This is a genomic window from Leptospira terpstrae serovar Hualin str. LT 11-33 = ATCC 700639, assembly GCF_000332495.1.
In the GTDB taxonomy this organism is placed as follows: Bacteria; Spirochaetota; Leptospiria; order Leptospirales; family Leptospiraceae; genus Leptospira_A; species Leptospira_A terpstrae.
Window position 1 is genome coordinate 107887 of record NZ_AOGW02000010.1, and the last position, 16268, is coordinate 124154.

Below are 16268 nucleotides of genomic sequence, written 5' to 3' on the forward strand. Positions count from 1 at the left end.
AGCCGTTTTTCACTCGACCGGATCGGATTTCTTTGGATTATGTCCCTTACCGGTCTCCTTATGAAATTAAATGCGGCGCAAATGGAAGCAGTTTCCACCATCCAAGGTCCCTTACTAGTCTTTGCTGGTGCGGGATCGGGGAAAACTCGGGTCATTACCAACCGCATTGCCCATATGGTAGAAGGGGTCAAAATTCCCGCAGGGAAAATTGTTGCCCTTTCGTTTACCAATAAAAGTGCCAAAGAAATGGCCGAAAGGTTACGTAAGATGGTTCCCCGGGAAAAACTGAAAGGGATTACACTTTCCACCTTCCACTCGTTAGGTTTAAAAATCCTAAAAGAACATATTACTAAACTTGGTTATAACGAAACCTTTTTACTATTTAATGGAACCGACCAGGAAGCCTTTGTTTCCGACCTTTTAAAATCCAAAAGACTGGATCCTAAAAAAGTTCCACCTAAAGAAATCCTCCGAAGAATCTCTTATGCTAAAAATACACAAGTGCACCCGGCAGACAATGGTCTTACGGGAGAATTGGATTTAGTGGCAGCAGAAGTTTTTTCTATGTATGAAGAGGGTTTAAAAGAAAAAAATGCCATAGACTTTGATGATTTGATTTTACTCCCCAAGCGCCTGTTAGCTGAATTTCCAGAGATAGCAGCCTATTACCAAAGAAAACATGAATACTTTCTTGTGGATGAATTTCAAGATACCAACCAACTCCAATATGAGTTTTTGTCTTTGTTTCGTGGGAAAAGTGATAACCTTTGTGTGGTAGGGGATGACGACCAAAGTATTTATGCCTTCCGTGGTTCGAATGTACAACTCATTCTCAACTTTGAACGAGAATTTCCCCATGCCAAAGTTGTCAGACTTCTCGAAAATTATCGTTCCACTTCACTCATCATCCAAGCCGCAAACTCTCTCATCCAAAACAACAAAGGCCGAAAGGAAAAAACTCTCTATAGCCGGATTCCATCCGCAGAAAGAGTGGAATACTATGAAACCGCAGATGAAAGAGAAGAAGCCATCTTTGTCGCAGGTAGGATCCAAACCTTACTCATTAAAAATGAATTTAAGGGAAAAGAAATTGCCATCTTATTTCGGACTAACTTCCAATCCCGTCCTTTTGAAGAAGAACTACGTAACCGAAGTATCCCTTACAAGGTAGTTGGTGGTTATAATTTCTTTGATCGTAAGGAAATCCGGGATTGTATTTCTTACTTACGTTATGTGGCAAATCCTAAAGATGATTATTCACTACTTCGCATCATTAATTACCCGAAACGAGGAATTGGTCCCGGGACCATGCAAAAACTCCAAGAGGAAGCCTTCACCCACAAATTATCTTTATATGAAATCTTCCATAAAATGATTGAGAGTCCTGACTATTTGCCCGAAGTAAAAGCTAAGGTACGGCAAGAAATTTACCAATTTGTGGAACTTGTGGATGCTTTTAAGAAGAAGTTTGCGATGTCACCGAAACTAGCACCGGTGCTTCGAGAAATGGTCACCCAAATTGGATTCGAGAGAGAAATCTCCATGGAAGAAACTGAAGAGAAGGTGGTAAAAGCTCGAATCTATAATTTGAGTGAACTTGTAAACATGTTGTCCTTTTTTGAAGAAGAAGAGGGTCGTGAGGGCAAAGCCACCATATTTGACTTTTTGCAGAGGCTTGTCCTCCTGATGGAAGACGAACCAAAAGAGGATGAGGAAGACCGCAGGGTCCAACTCCTGACCATGCACCAGTCCAAGGGATTGGAATACGATTTAGTTTTTTTAGTGGGCCTAGAAGAGGGAATTTTACCGAACTCACGTGTTATAGAAGAAGAAGGGGAAGTGGTCGATGAAGAAAGGCGACTTCTCTACGTGGGTATGACTCGCCCAAGACGAAAATTGTACTTGACTTCGGCTCGTACAAGACGCAAATTTGGGGAGCAAATCGAGAGTGCCCCCTCTCGGTTTTTAAATGAGCTGTCTCAGGACGCTGTTCTTTTTTTCCCTATGGAAACGAAGGATAGAGACACAGAAACTAAGAATTTCTTAGAGGAATTAGACAAACTAAAGGTAGGCTAATGAAATCGATTCTCCCACTAACCCTCATTTTGGCGTTGGTAGTGGCATTTGAAAATTGTGCATCAAATCAGGAAACAATCCGCACGGGAGTTTCCAAAGTAAATACCGGGTCTCATCTGGCCCAAATCGAATCTATCGATGCTGATCTCAAATCCTCTTCTCTATCTGACGAATCCCGAGACAAACTAGTCATCCGAAAAGGAAAACTTTTACTCGATCTTGGAAAATATGATGAAACTATTTCTACACTCAACCAAGTAAACCAGGCCAAGTCCAACCCGGTGCAACTTTCAGAGTGGAACCTCACAATGGGAAAAGCCTATGTGGGCAAAAACGAATATTCTAAAGCCATTCAGTTTTTAAACCAATCTGAAAGATTGGACAAAAACACAAACCTTATGGAACGAAAAAAACTAGTGGTGCAGTCCCTAGTAGCAGAAAGGGAATACTATCCTGCACTCGCTACCCTTACAAAGACTTATACCAAAGGGAACCAAAAGAAAGACGAGTTCTATTATGAAACGGCAGCTAAGACCTATTTGAAAATGGGTTTTGAATATAAGAATACAGGATTTTACCAAAAAGGTTTGCAAGTTGCCAATTTAGGATTGGAAGAATTTCCAAATAACGAAACTCTGAAGTCCATTCAGAAAGAGTGTTTGGAAGTGTTGCAGCCGGAGGGCAAACTCTAAGTTCTTTTGGAACGGATCTTTTCTCTAAAGCGCCTATTTGTCTATAGGCAAATCCTTTCTCAGATGTTCGATAGAATCCGCGAAAACAAGCGGGTTCTATTTTCGTTTTTGGCCCTTGGCCTCATATTTTTCTGTTTTATCCTCTGTTATTATGGTTTAGAATTCTATCTTCGAAACTACCGCATCCCCTTGGTGCAACTTAGAAAAGTAGTTTCTTATACCATCAACAAAGAACTTGGGAAAGCTGTGGACATTGGAGTTTTGGATTTTTCTCTCAGGGAAGGCCTTATCATTGAAGACTTGGTCGTATCAAACGAGGAAGACTTTTCATTTAACGACCATATGTTGAAGGTGAAAAAGGTAACCTTTCGGTTATCGAGTTATTTTAAAGATTCGCCTATCGTAGAACAAATCGATTTTTATAGCCCTCATTTGGTATTGAATGAAAATGCGAGTTTACGTAACCAACTCATTCAATATGCCCAAAAGAGCAAATTAAAAGACATAAGATTTCATGATGCAAAACTCACCGTCAAACAAAACGATTCTACGTTAGTAGATTGGAAAGAAGGTTGGGATATAGTCTTAAAACGTAAAAGTAAAAAATTATTTCTATCATATAACAACGGTTGGTTTTGGATCCCTAACACTACTAGAATTAAAGGAGAAGGTGAGTTTTCTGAAACAAATTTGGATGAATTTCAATTTGAGTTTAAATGGAAAAACTACCCGTCTGAAGAAGCCATCATACTTACTAATTATCTATTTGGTTCTAATGTACATTCAGCAGTACTTTCAGGAGAAGGGAAAGTCGTGCGAGATCCCGTTTCTGGATTTACTGCCAGTGGTGATGTCGAGTTCGAAAATTCATTCATTCCTATCCCATTTTTTGAGAATTATATTTTGGATGGATTTAGGTTTCGAGAAGTATTTCTTTTTACTCCGAGTAAAGAAGAAAGGGAGTTTTTGGGAACGGATTTCCGAATCAAAACTTCAGTAAAAACAGAAACCATCAAAGAACCGCTTCTTTTTAGAAATTTTGAATTTCAAATTGAATCTTTGGAAAATATTGCAGAACGAATATCTGATCTTTCAGGAAATTTTAATCTTCCCTTGTCTGGATCCTTAAAGGGGAATTTAGAACTTTTAGAGTCTGGCGATAAAAACAAATGGTTCCAACTTCAGGGAGAACTCGTCGGATCTGAAATCGAATGGGATTCGAGTTTATTGAAGTTAGAAAAAGGAACACTCTCTTTGAAATTTTTAGAAGGTAACGAATGGAGTCTGAATTTTGATTCATTACTTTTTGGAAAACCTTCCCATCTCTCTGGTTCTGGAGCTAATGTTTGGGGTCGTTCCAAAAAAACAGATGGATCTTATTATTATCCAATGAGTTCTAAAACCAAACTCAATTTCCAAACTCCGGACTTATACGGTAGTGATTGGAAACCACTCTATGAGGATTGGAAACAGGAAACCTTAGAAGAAATTCGAGAACGCCAAGAGAAGTTAATTCCAGAAGAATACTTTTACCAAACCAAAATTTATAAATACTTCTTGGAATCTATGAACTTGGATCTTGGAATTCAAATTGCCAATTATTACCCATTTAGTGGATCTGAAACACTAGGGGAATCGAAAGGGAATGTTTTAGTCAAAGACGGAAGGATGAATCTGGGTTTGAATTTGGGATCTTCCAATTCAAAAGTTTCGATGATTTCTTATTTTGCGAGTAAAACACCAAACTTTGGCTTTAGTCTTATTTTGAATGAATACCCATGGTCTGATCCTTGGATGAATTTTTGTGGTGCTGAATTAAAACCTACCCATGTCAGTTTAGATTATAGTTTTAATAGTATTGGAAGTGATTATTATAGTCTTCATAAAGACGCTCGTACATCCTATTCACTCAAACTATTTGGTGTAAACTTTAAAGAAGCAGATTTGGTTTCAAAATTGGAAATGGATTTAAGTCCTTTGAGAAAACCCTTTCAATTAGAATTTGATTTGAGTCGTTATTCGGATATGGATTATATTTCAAATTTAGTAGTTTCTAGTGAATCTTTGGATTTAAAGGGTTATGGAAATAACAAAAATGGAAACTATGCCTTTACTACTTATGGGCTTGTTGGAGAATCCAGGGGAAGTTTTAGTTTTACAGAAGAGGAAAACAAATGCGTCATCAAATAGTCTCAGTTAGTTTCCTAATATTACTTTCAATCTTTTCTCTTTGCAAAGAAACAAAAAACCCAGCAGATACTGCTCCAGAAATTTCTAAATTACCAGCCTTTGGTGGGGAATGGATTTTAGAGTGGGAAAACAAAATTCATTTCCTAAACATTCAGCCAGAAGAAAACAAAGTCATTTGGAATGGCTCTGGGGATCTCAGTTTGGAATTGGATTCTGTCGGAATGCGGTTACGGCCGAATGACGAAGAAACCATTAAAGGATATTTTTTGTATTCTGACCTTAAACCTAAATCTTGGATTGGCACTTGGGAAAATCGGGTGGTTCGTTTAATTCGTAAGAGTTCTAAGGAGTGATTGGATTTCCTTCGCAGCCTTTTTGGAGGCATTGGTAGTCCCTAGTTCTCTTTCTTTAGCATCCCGAAGGATTCCTTTCATTTTGTTTCTTAATTTTGTATTGGAGAGAATTTTCCATGCTTCTTCAAATATATACTTAGGTTGGCATTCGTTTTGTGTGATTTCCCGACAAACTTCCTCACCAGACAAAATATTGGCAAGACCTATGAATTTAGATCTCATCAGCAGTGAACCTAAAAGATAAGTAAACAAACTCACTTTATAAAGAATCACCATTGGTGTTTCGAAATACAATCCCTCCAGTGTGGCAGTTCCAGAAGCAATCAGGAGTAAATCACTTGTTTCCATGACTCGAAGTGAAGCATTCCAAAGGTAATGGATTTGGATGTCAGGATGGATTTGTTTTAACGCATCAATTTTTTCCAATAGGAAGGATTCTTCCTTAGCATTGATATTCGGAAGAAGGAATACAATTTTCTTTTTCTCTAGTTTGCATTTTTCATGTAGCAGGGCTGCTGTTCCTAGTATTGGATCAATGAGCCTACGAATTTCCCCTTTCCTGGAACCAGGAAGGAGTCCCACTGTATAACCATGGTGGGAATCAGGAAGTTTTTCCGTAATCACTGGTTCTTTCTTAAGTTTTTCTGGGATCCGTTTGGTGATGGGGTGACCCACAAATTTCGCATTCACACCATATTCGGTATAAATTTCTTCTTCGAATCGGAAGAGGGTAAGCATAAGTGCAATCTGTTCTTTGATAAAATAAATTCGGTTGAATTTCCAAGCCCAGATTTGTGGGGACACATAAAAAACGGTAGGGATCCCTCTTAATTTTAATTCCTTCGCCAAACGTAAGTTAAATCCAGGGTAATCAATCAAAATCGCAAGTTTAGTGGGTCTATGTGTGGTCTCTTCTAAAACACGGTAGAAGATCTTTTTTAAAAAACTATATTTTTTTAAGGCTTCGGAAAATCCGATCACACTGAGATGTTCCAACTCTTCCATGGAATCAAGACCGTGTTCGATCATACCTTCGCCACCAATTCCATAGAATTTATATTCTGGTTCTAGTATTGCCAATTCTTGTAAAAGATCAGCTCCGAGTAAATCGCCAGAATGTTCCCCGGCAATGACTAAGATATTTTTGTCAGACTCATGTAGATGGGATTTTTTTTTGGTTACCATTGAGAACCTTACTTCCGCCTTTTCCTACAACACAAAAATTTAACTTATGTTTGGTTGCAAATTCAATCACAGCTTTTGGATCCACCACCAAAGTTTCACCTTCTCGAATGCAGAGTGTTTTGCAACCACTCTCTAACATGACTTGAAAGGTATGAATCCCTATGGTCGGAAGGTCAAAACGGTTGTCTTGTTTGGCCTTGGGGCTTTTACAAACAATGGCATCACCTTTCTTTTTGGTGTACACCCCACCTCGTTTGATGGTTTCATCGGTTCCCTCTACTGCTTCCACAGCAATGACCGATTCGTCACAAACCACGACCATTTGTCCGATATCTAAATCGGCCATTTTTTCGGCATAAAACATCCCAAAGTCAATATCCTTTAATTCTTGGGAGTTAAACTTTTTCGGTGTATAACGACCTTCGGGAAGAAGTAACGACTGTAAGTAGATTTTTTGCGAGATGACTTTGACACCCATGGCCTCAAACTCATCGGCAATCGCTAAGAAAATTGGGTAGTCATTTCTGTTAATGGTGCGGGCAAGAATGGCCAACGCTTTTAGATCAAATTTCAGCTTTTGGAAGAGTAGGTCTTTTCGCACTTTTCCGAGCATAAGAATTCTAGTGATTTTTTCTTTTTGGATGGTTTTTAGAATTTTGCCTACTTGGGTGATATGAACGGGAATCGTGCGTGCACTGTGTTCTCTCGGAGTGAAGTCTGATTCGATGAGTCCAAGAAAAAGAGGATCCTCACCCGCGAGAAGTGCTTCTTTCATTCCAATGTGAGGTAACTCCCCACCACCAGCAATAATGGCTAATCGGCCTTTGGGTGCCAAAGATAAACCTTAAGGAGTTCCTGAATCGCTACTGCCAGTGGAAGGCGGAGGAGTGTCAGAGCCGGCTTTTTTGTAATCGGTTACATAAAAACCAGTTCCTTTGAAGATGATTCCTGCGCTTGCAGAAATTCGACGTTCGACCGATCCATTTTTTCCACAGAGGCACTGTGTGATTGCGTCCTCTTTCATCGACTGAACGTGTTCAAAGTCTTTTCCACATGTATTACAATGGTAATCGTAGGTAGCCATAGTTTCCTCCTCTAATGGATTCCTGTTCTAATTTCAAAGAGTATTACTTTTTCTCTGTTCGGTTCTTTTGCTAGAGGGAGACAAATTTCCCAGGAATACCGACCCGACTGAAGTGCGGATTCATCCATAGGTAAGGAACGAATGGACTGAATGAGTCCTGTATTTCGTCTCCAAAGACTTGCGTTCCATTTGTCCCCTTCGCGAGATCCAATGTGTAAGGACAGGTTTTCTCTTCTTTTTTCGCCGTCTAGGACATATCGATTTTTATTTACCCAAATGGATTCCTTATCCAGGGATAATGAATAGGCGAGGTGCTCCCGGTTGTCGTAGTTTAGGTGGAGTTCTAAAAAGGAAATGGGGAGATCAGAATCTGTAGGTTGGAAAGAAAACTCAAAGTAGTTTTTATCCCCAGAAAGTTTTTTACAAATCCTTTGGATGGATTTTGATTCTTTGGATAAACCGAAAATAGGAAATCCTGTTTCTCCCGAGACACGTTCCGAATCTCTTGGAATGTAATCCCCAAAAAAAGTAGCAGGGATTTGATTTCCATTCCAACCTTCAAAATCGATTCGAATTTCATTTTCCACTGACTTAAATCGGTTTTCAAATTCTGCGATGAGTGCGGGGTTTGGCGGAACTTCTGTTAAAAATCCAGAAAAGATCCAAGCTGATTTTTGTAAGTTTGGGAAGTAACATCGTTTCCAATGCCCAAGATTTCCGGCAATGGTTTCCGTACCAGCATCTTCTTCTAAACAAACTGCCTCTTCAGGTTCACTGATTTTTCCGACCTCGGAATTTTCACGACCAGGACCACTGCGGAGGTTTACATTTTTACCCCGTAAAATTGCTGTTTGGTGGAAGAGATTGGTGTTTGAGGTATTGGCTAAAAAATGCAAACTTTGTAATAAAAAATCAGATTCAATTTCTCCAATTGGTTCAAAAGGAAAACTGAGTAGGTTTGCAAGTGCACGGCTAAACCTATCTTCCATTCCCCGTGGGTCTTCCAGAATTAGTTTCAGAAGCAGGTTTGTAACTTCTGGTTTGGGAATAGGTTTTGTTAGGGTGAGAATCTTTGTGATTAGAGCTCTTTTATAACCTTCCCCATGTTTTTTTAAGTTAGGAAGATAAGGATCCTCAATATGAAAGTAGGTTCCCCGAGTGGTTTCCCATTCGACCAGTTTGGTTCCCGAACGAGATTGGAAAAACGTTTGTAACTCTTTGGTAGTTTCCTTCTCGTTCAATTTTTTTTCTAATTGTGAGATGGTTTCGGAAAGGATGGTGAGCTCTAATTCACCAGGTGGAATTTCTTTTTCCTGATAAAGTGCGAGAACTTTACGATAGGATTCCGATTGGTAAAAATCATAAGCCTTGTCTTCTCGCTCTCGAAAGTCAACGAAGGCATAAGTGATTAGGAGTATAAAAAGAAAAACAAGGCTTACGGCAAGAAATACACGGGAGCGTATCAAAAGGATCCTCCCGTTTTTTTGTTATAAGTTTTCAGGTAGGAGTTTGGATCTATCCACTCCGTATTCTTCAAATAAAACATTCTTTGCAACATAGTATCTGTGTAAATTGATGTTGTAATCTACTTTTGCTCGCACTAGTGACAATTGGTCTTGTACATGAGTGTCTAATGCATTTTTCACAGCAAGAGCATTGAACCTACCTTGTTGGAAGGAACGTAATACTCCATTGTAATATTTTTTAGATTCCTCTTCTGTGTGTTTCGCATTTTCCATCACTTGGAAAGAAGCCTTTAAGATGTCGATCCGAGTTTTGACATCATCAGAAACTGCTTTGACAAGATCTGCTTCTTCTAATGAAACTTGGCGTTTTTGGATTTCCGCATCGCGAATTCCTGCCTTCACTCCCTTATCCATAATGGGGTAAGAAAGGTCTAGGGATCCTTGCATTACAGGGTATTGGTAAGAAAAAACTCCCGCACGACCATCAGAATAATTGTTCTGCGGGCTAATTGTATTTTGTGCTTGGTATCCGTAAGTTCCTGCTGCCTTTAAGGAAGGAAGAGCTTCGTTTTTGGCAGTTTTCATAGAAAGTTCTGCGTTTTCTTTTTTTCGTAAGATGGCACGAAAGTCCGCTCTATGTTTATAAGCATAATCAATATCGGCTTGGTAGTCCAATTTTGAAGGTAAGGTTTCTGAAAGAGGTGTTGTCTTTTGAAAGACCGTATCTTCTGGAAGATTGAGGGAACGAATGAGTTTACGGCGAGCTTCTTCTCTTTCTGCACTAGCCTGTGCCATTTGTCCTTCGACTTGAGAGAGAAGGGCATTCCACTGGTTCACTTCGAAACTTTCGGAAAGTCCAAGACCTTGTTTACGAATGGTAAGGTCCCTGACATTCTTTGTGTTTTTTTTAAGTTGTTCGAAAGTTTGGTATCCCGATTCCTTCACAGAGTAATTCCAATAGTCAACAAGAGTCGCTACTACTTTACCTGCTACTTGGTCTTCCATTTGCTCTCGCAAAATTTCCGTTTGGTTCTCGAGTATTTTTTCCATATTCCTTTCATTGGCACCAAAAGCATTTTTTAGTAAATCTTGGGCAATGGTAACAGAAAGAGTATCTGTATACAAAAGAGGAAGTCCGAGAGCTGTAAATCCCGCAGGAGTTTTATTCGGATCTTCAAAAGCGTTGGAGTCAAATCGTTGTGATTTGGCTTCTAACTTAAAATAAGTTCCAGTCGTGAATAGTTTTTCTAAACCGGCACTATAAGTATTGGTTTGGGTTTTGGTTCCCGTAAAGATATTGTTTTGGTTGAAAGGAAACTTTTTTTCATCCAATTCCGCTTTGGAAAGGGCGCGCCAAGAATACTTTCCTTCATATTTCATAAGAGAAGAGTCTGCCTTAGCTAACTCTAAACGTGCCTGCATGACCTCGCGGTTATTTTCAATGGCATACTTGACTGCATCTTGTAAGCTAAGCGTAAATCCCTTATCTCCAGACTCCGCAGCCAAAAGGCCTACGGAAACGAGGAGGATCAATGTACTTGAAACCCATGAACGTTGTTCCATACTGTTAATTCAGACTCCTCATTTCCCTTGAATAGCTGTTTTTTTTGATATTAGCCCTTATTTTTTAAGGGCTGCCTTCATTTTTTCGCCAACTTCCCCAATGTGTGCACAAATGCTAACACCAGCGTCTTGCATTGCTGCAATTTTTGAAGTGGCAGTTCCCATTCCTCCGGAAATGATCGCACCGGCATGGCCCATACGTTTTCCTGGAGGAGCTGTTTGGCCTGCAATAAAACCAACAACTGGTTTTTTCACATGCGCTTTGATGTAAGCTGCGGCTTCTTCTTCCGAAGTTCCGCCGATTTCACCAATCATTACGATTCCTTCCGTGTCAGGGTCTTCGTTGAGAAGGCGAACCGCTTCTACGTGGTTCATCCCAGGCACTGGGTCTCCCCCGATTCCGATACAAGTAGACTGGCCAAGGCCTGCCGCTGTAAGAGAAGCAACGGATTCATATGTCAAAGTTCCTGAACGAGAAACGATACCGATGTTTCCTGGAGTGTGGATAAAACCTGGCATAATTCCCATCTTTACATTGTAACGAGGGTTGATCACGCCGGGACAGTTTGGTCCTACGAGTTTGGTTTTAGAATTACGAAGCACACTATATACTTTTAGCATGTCGTGAGTTGGAATTCCTTCCGTGATACAAACTACGAGTGGGATCTCAGCAAAGATTCCTTCCAAAATCGCGTCAGCCGCGAAGGGAGGTGGAACAAAGATCACTGCAGCGTTGGCACCGTCTTGGATCATTGCATCTTTGATGGTGTTACGAACTGGAGCTGTTTTTCCTGTTTCGGAAGTCCAGATCTGGCCACCTTTGCCTGGAGTGACTCCAGCAACTACTTTTGTACCATATTCCAACATTTGAGTCGCATGAAAGGATCCTTCCTTACCGGTGATCCCTTGAACGACTACTCTTGTGTTTTCATCAACTAATACAGCCATGTTTTCTAGTTCCTATTTTTTGATTAGGGAGACAATTTTGTCTGCCGCGTCACGGAGTCCTTCCACTCCAACAATATTCATTCCGGATTCGTTCAGGATTTTTTTCCCTTCTTCTGCGTTGGTTCCTTTCAATCGAACTACAACAGGAACCGATACGTTTACCTTTTTAGTAGCTTCGATAATTCCCACAGCTACTCGGTCACAACGAACGATACCACCGAACACGTTTACAAAGATCCCTTTTACGTTTGGATCAGAAAGAATAAGACGGAAACCGTTTTCTACCGTAGTAGGGTTTGCTCCACCTCCGACATCCAAGAAGTTTGCAGGTTCTGCACCAGCTAACTTAACAATGTCCATGGTTGCCATGGCAAGACCAGCACCGTTTACCATACAACCAATGTTTCCATCTAACTTTACATAGTTGAGGTTGTATTCTTTTGCTTTAACTTCATACGGATCTTCTTCAGTGATATCACGAAGAGCTTCGTTTTCAGGGTGGCGGTAAAGTGCGTTTTCATCCAAGTCCATCTTACAGTCACCTGCGATGATTTCGTTTTGTTTTGTAAGGATGAGGGGGTTGATCTCGAGAAGGGCTGCATCTTCTTTAATGTAAGCTGCATAAACCGAGTTTACAAGAGCTGTAAAAGATTTTTGCGCCTCAGCTGGAATTCCTAAAGCAAATGCGAGTTCACGCACTTGAGAACCTTGGATTCCGATCCCTGGATCAATTTGAATTTTGATGATTTTTTCTGGATGAGTTTCTGCAACTTCTTCGATTTCCATTCCACCTTCCGTAGAAGCCATAATGATGGTTTTGCGGATGGCACGATCAAGTAAGATGGAGAGGTAGTATTCCTTTGCGATTTCAAGACCTTGTTCTAAATAAACTTTGAGAACTTTTTTTCCTTCCGGACCGGTCTGAGGTGTGATGAGTTGCATCCCGAGGATTTTCTCAGCAGCAGCTTTGGCGTCATCTTTTGTCTTTGCGACTTTGACCCCGCCACCTTTTCCTCGTCCACCTGCGTGGATTTGGGCTTTTACCACCACTACGGGTGATTTTTGGACAACTTCGCTGTATGCCTTTTCGAAATCACCGACACTGTCGATGACCTTTCCGAAGGGAACGTTGGCATTGTGTCTACGTAGGATTTCTTTGGCCTGGTATTCGTGGACTTTCATGGATTTCCTTATGTCATTGGTACGTCCGCAGGGCAAGCCAGCGGATCACTAGGGTAAGCCTCAGGGGTTGGGGGAGATTGTCAAGACCGTTTGGAATGTTCTACTCTACCAAAGGCAGTCGTAAGCAGAATCTGGCATGTACAGAGATTCAGCAGATAAGTTTAGAGGTGAATGGCTTCGCTTGGATTTTCGGGGAGTGACACTGTGAACGTGGAGCCTTTTCCTTCACTGCTCTGGACTGTAATTGTTCCACCTAGAACTTCCACTTGTGATTTAGTGATAAAAAGTCCAATCCCCCTGGCATCTTCGTTTTTGTGAAAAGTCTTAAACATACCAAAGATTTTGTTACCATGTTTTTCTAAATCAATCCCTAGGCCATTGTCTTCCACCATAAGTTGAATTTGCCCTGCATCATTTTTAGCAGAAACACGAATGAAGGCTCCCTGTTTTAAACGTACATATTTAATAGCATTGGATACCAAGTTTAGTAAGATACTTTCCAAGTAAGCTGGAATGATCCTAAGATTTAGATTTTCTTCAATTTCAATCATTACATCGATGTTTCGGGATTCGATGGAACCTTTCAGTATGTTTAAGGTTTTTTGAACTTCTTCTTCGATAGAACAAATCTCCATTGGTTTGTTTAGCATTTGGTTGATAGATATAATATCGTTTAGATGTGTGATTGTTTCGTTCAGTTTGTCAGCTGATGCATGTAACATATTCACAATATTCTTTCTTTCTTCTTCGGAAGGATTTTCTTCCAGTAGAGAAATGAGAGAGGTAAAGTTGGACGAGTGTTGGCGGATATTGTGAGAGACAATATAGGCAAAGTTTTGTAAACGAGTGTTTTGAATTCCAGTAAAATGAAGCATCCGGTTTGTATTTTCTAAAGCTTCTATTTCTTCGGTGATATCAAATCGAATGGATAAAAAGGATTCGATTTTATCATTGGAATCATATAGAGGATGGATATACGTTTGTAACCAGAAAAAATTTCCTTGTTTGGATTGGTTGCGAATGATTCCTTCCCAAGGTTGGCCAGATAGAATATCCTTCCACATTTTTTGCCAAAATTCTTTTGGATGGAATTTGGAATTTAATTTTCTGTGATCTGAACCCAATAATTCTTTTTCTGAATAACCTGAAATTTTGATAAACTTATGATTGGCTCTTTGAATTACGCCTTTTGTATCGGTAACACTAACAATTGCCGACCTTTCAATGGCATCGAGAATTGCCTTTAGCTTCCGATTTTTTAGATCGATTGTATTTTGTGTATTTTTCAGTTCCGTGATATCTAAAAAACTGGCGGTTGCTCCTTCTAATTTACCATCTGCGTTATAAAGAGGAGTGGCGTTAATACTTAACCATTTGATTTTTTCTCCATCGGCTATAATCCCATGTTCGCAGTTGTAGACTGTTTGTTCTTTGCCAAGTGCTATGGCCAATGGAAGTTTTTCGGAAGGGAATGGGGTTCCATCTTCATTGATTTGTCTCCAATCTTTAGAGGCAAAGTATTGATTTTCGATTTTGTTTATTTCGAGTGAAAGAATGTTCGCTGCACTATCATTTGCATAAATAATTTGTCCTTGTAAGTTTACTACAACGACTCCATTGATCATGGTTTTTAAAACACGATCCAATTTTGATTCCTTTTCACGGAAGTTTTTTTCAGCAAACGAAAGTTCTGTGATGTCTTCAAACAAAAAATAAAACTGATTGTCTGTAAGAGGTTTGGCTAAGAGGGAGTAGATTTTTTTACTTTCCGATTTTTTATCTAATAAAATTTCCTCATTCAAATAGATGGGCGAGGGATTCGGTTTTGTTAAATTGGAGAGTATTTTTGATAGTAAATCCTCTTTCTGCAATTGAGGAAAAAGTTCCTTTAGAGTTTTCGGGATTTTTTTAGTGGAATTTAAATTTAGAAAAAAGTTTGCTAATGGGTTTGCGTAAACCAATTGGCTTTCCAAAGAATATTCACAGGTAGGCGATTCAAAAATAAAAACTCCAAAAGGGAGACTATCCGCAAACGGAACAAATGATGTAGGACTGGATTGGTTCTGGGGTTTCATCTAATGTTCGTTTGGCAGGTTTGGAAACCTGTGTAAGAACATCAGACGAAAAGAACTTAAAATATATGGGATCTAATTCGCTTATAGTTTGTTCCAATAAGGAGAGAGCCTGAGGGAATTACAAAACTTTCCTATGGAATTAGTAAAAATGAGGTCAAAGCGGTTGGCAGAATGCGGAGCCAGGTAAATCTCCCCGTTAGGTCCTAGGGCACCTCCCCTGTAAGAACCGGTAGGTTTGGCAAAGAGAGTAGAGATGGTATGGTCTTTTGTGTCTATAGAAATGAAATTAGAATACGAATAGGGGACAGGATATATTTTTCCATTGGGAGCAAGGACTGCACCGTTAAACATGGTACTCGTTGCTGCGGGAATACTTGATACTGTTACCATTTGGTCTGTTGCAGTATCTAGATAGAGAAGGTTTGCTGCTGAATAAGGGATTAAGTAGATCCTTCCGTTGGGAGCAAGGATCCCTGAGATATAATCGCCTGTGCCAGAAAACGTATAGGGATGAATGGAAACTGAATCGTCTTTTGTATCTAAAATATACATTTTTGTAGCCATTAAAGGAATAAAATATATTTTTCCTTGGGGAGTTAGAACTGCAGACGAAAAACCTCCTGACGTTGGTGTGGACACAGATCCTATGGTTCCCGTTTTTGTATCGTAGTAACGAATGATCGTTTCCGAACTTGGTACAAAGTAAATTTTGCCATTGGGAGCATACATTGCGCCATTGTAAGCCGCACTGATCATCGGAATATTTCCTAGTAACGTCTGTTGGTTGTTATTTGTATCCAACGAACGGAAGTCATTCGACGTATGAGGTGCGAGATATATCTTTCCAGTCGGACCGAGGGAGCCTCCAATAAATGCAACACTTCCAGGAGCCGTTCCTGCATTGGTATAAGTTTTCGAACTAGTGTTAATCGATAGAAACATGGGAGAGTCATACGGTAGGAAGTAAACTGCTCCATTCGGTGCATTGAGGGCACCTTGAAAGTCAGTCGAACCATTGCCAGTGACAGAACCTACTGTTTCTGGTCTATATTGGAAGAGAGATTCGATACCACTCGATCCTAGTGCAAATTGTGTTTCCATCTCCGCCTTCACAGCGGGCCAATTTTCTGCCAAATGTGTTTCTTCGTATTCCAATTGGCATGCAGGTAACTTGGGGAATATTCTATAGCCGCATTGGCTACTTTTGTCTTCTAGGATCAGTCGATAGAGAATATTCGGAAGAAAAAGGGAATCATCAGCATCACAAAGGTTTTCAGCTTTAGGTTTGGCACAAGCGAATAGAAAGGAAAGGGCAAGAAACTGCAGAAAGATGCGAATCATAATTTGTTTCTGAAAGCATGGTATTGGAACTCTGTTCTATCAAGCAAGTCGGAAAGGAAAAATTAGGGATTTCGAGGAATCCAAAGATGCTGTAGGCAGAATCACTCCCTACA

General features: G+C 40.0%; 13 protein-coding genes. 4 read left to right on the forward strand and 9 right to left on the reverse strand.

The annotated features are described in order from the left end of the window. Positions 1-60: 60 nt before the first annotated feature. From LEP1GSC203_RS08925 to LEP1GSC203_RS08940, 4 genes are all read left to right on the forward strand, one after another. Positions 61-2076, forward strand: coding sequence for an ATP-dependent helicase (locus LEP1GSC203_RS08925; protein WP_039937861.1), 2016 nt, complete (start codon positions 61-63; stop codon positions 2074-2076). Beyond that, positions 2076-2768: an LIC12587 family lipoprotein gene (locus LEP1GSC203_RS08930; RefSeq protein ID WP_002974130.1), complete on the forward strand. Its 693-nt coding sequence runs from the start codon at positions 2076-2078 to the stop codon at positions 2766-2768. The genes LEP1GSC203_RS08925 and LEP1GSC203_RS08930 overlap by 1 nt, the downstream gene beginning before the upstream one ends. Positions 2769-2831: 63 nt before the next feature. Further along, positions 2832-4958, forward strand: coding sequence for an LIC_12586 family protein (locus LEP1GSC203_RS08935; RefSeq protein ID WP_002974346.1), 2127 nt, complete (start codon positions 2832-2834; stop codon positions 4956-4958). Continuing rightward, on the forward strand, positions 4943-5311 hold the full coding sequence (locus LEP1GSC203_RS08940; RefSeq protein WP_002973569.1) for a hypothetical protein: 369 nt from the start codon (positions 4943-4945) through the stop codon (positions 5309-5311). Before LEP1GSC203_RS08935 ends, LEP1GSC203_RS08940 begins: the two co-directional genes overlap by 16 nt. Here LEP1GSC203_RS08940 and lpxB read toward each other — a convergent pair. The 9 genes from lpxB to LEP1GSC203_RS08985 all read right to left on the reverse strand — a co-directional run bounded on the left by lpxB (position 5285) and on the right by LEP1GSC203_RS08985 (position 16155). Beyond that, a complete protein-coding gene (gene lpxB / locus LEP1GSC203_RS08945; RefSeq protein ID WP_002974144.1) occupies positions 5285-6496 on the reverse strand; it encodes a lipid-A-disaccharide synthase in 1212 nt (403 codons plus the stop codon). The two genes, LEP1GSC203_RS08940 and lpxB, sit on opposite strands and share 27 nt — an antisense overlap. Next, a complete protein-coding gene (locus LEP1GSC203_RS08950) occupies positions 6465-7331 on the reverse strand; it encodes an LpxI family protein (protein WP_002973708.1) in 867 nt (288 codons plus the stop codon). The genes lpxB and LEP1GSC203_RS08950 overlap by 32 nt, the downstream gene beginning before the upstream one ends. A gap of 9 nt (positions 7332-7340) precedes the next feature. Continuing rightward, complete coding sequence (locus LEP1GSC203_RS08955; RefSeq protein WP_002974122.1) at positions 7341-7580, reverse strand: FmdB family zinc ribbon protein; 240 nt, start codon at positions 7578-7580, stop codon at positions 7341-7343. 11 nt (positions 7581-7591) lie between these two features. Beyond that, a complete protein-coding gene (locus LEP1GSC203_RS08960) occupies positions 7592-9046 on the reverse strand; it encodes an SH3 domain-containing protein (RefSeq protein WP_002974014.1) in 1455 nt (484 codons plus the stop codon). Positions 9047-9067: 21 nt separating this feature from the next. After that, a complete protein-coding gene (locus LEP1GSC203_RS08965) occupies positions 9068-10609 on the reverse strand; it encodes a TolC family protein (protein WP_039937657.1) in 1542 nt (513 codons plus the stop codon). A 57-nt stretch (positions 10610-10666) separates the two neighbouring features. Next, the gene (gene sucD / locus LEP1GSC203_RS08970; RefSeq protein ID WP_002974228.1) at positions 10667-11557 is read right to left on the reverse strand and encodes a succinate--CoA ligase subunit alpha; all 891 of its coding nucleotides are present in this window, start codon (positions 11555-11557) and stop codon (positions 10667-10669) included. A 12-nt stretch (positions 11558-11569) separates the two neighbouring features. Then, the gene (gene sucC / locus LEP1GSC203_RS08975) at positions 11570-12739 is read right to left on the reverse strand and encodes an ADP-forming succinate--CoA ligase subunit beta (protein WP_002974302.1); all 1170 of its coding nucleotides are present in this window, start codon (positions 12737-12739) and stop codon (positions 11570-11572) included. 161 nt (positions 12740-12900) lie between these two features. Beyond that, positions 12901-14814, reverse strand: coding sequence for a PAS domain-containing sensor histidine kinase (locus LEP1GSC203_RS08980; protein ID WP_002973923.1), 1914 nt, complete (start codon positions 14812-14814; stop codon positions 12901-12903). Positions 14815-14895: 81 nt separating this feature from the next. After that, positions 14896-16155, reverse strand: coding sequence for a Vgb family protein (locus LEP1GSC203_RS08985; RefSeq protein WP_002973571.1), 1260 nt, complete (start codon positions 16153-16155; stop codon positions 14896-14898). Positions 16156-16268: the final 113 nt, after the last annotated feature.

Excerpts from the sequence above, each read along its gene's own strand:
- lpxB (WP_002974144.1), bottom strand. The coding sequence starts at position 6,496 with ATGGTAACCAAAAAAAAATCCCATCTACATGAGTCTGACAAAAATATC.
- LEP1GSC203_RS08935 (WP_002974346.1), top strand. The coding sequence starts at position 2,832 with ATGTTCGATAGAATCCGCGAAAACAAGCGGGTTCTATTTTCGTTTTTG.
- LEP1GSC203_RS08980 (WP_002973923.1), bottom strand. The coding sequence starts at position 14,814 with ATGAAACCCCAGAACCAATCCAGTCCTACATCATTTGTTCCGTTTGCG.
- LEP1GSC203_RS08985 (WP_002973571.1), bottom strand. The coding sequence starts at position 16,155 with ATGATTCGCATCTTTCTGCAGTTTCTTGCCCTTTCCTTTCTATTCGCT.
- sucC (WP_002974302.1), bottom strand. The coding sequence starts at position 12,739 with ATGAAAGTCCACGAATACCAGGCCAAAGAAATCCTACGTAGACACAAT.
- LEP1GSC203_RS08925 (WP_039937861.1), top strand. The coding sequence starts at position 61 with ATGAAATTAAATGCGGCGCAAATGGAAGCAGTTTCCACCATCCAAGGT.
- LEP1GSC203_RS08965 (WP_039937657.1), bottom strand. The coding sequence starts at position 10,609 with ATGGAACAACGTTCATGGGTTTCAAGTACATTGATCCTCCTCGTTTCC.
- LEP1GSC203_RS08930 (WP_002974130.1), top strand. The coding sequence starts at position 2,076 with ATGAAATCGATTCTCCCACTAACCCTCATTTTGGCGTTGGTAGTGGCA.
- LEP1GSC203_RS08955 (WP_002974122.1), bottom strand. The coding sequence starts at position 7,580 with ATGGCTACCTACGATTACCATTGTAATACATGTGGAAAAGACTTTGAA.
- LEP1GSC203_RS08940 (WP_002973569.1), top strand. The coding sequence starts at position 4,943 with ATGCGTCATCAAATAGTCTCAGTTAGTTTCCTAATATTACTTTCAATC.
- sucD (WP_002974228.1), bottom strand. The coding sequence starts at position 11,557 with ATGGCTGTATTAGTTGATGAAAACACAAGAGTAGTCGTTCAAGGGATC.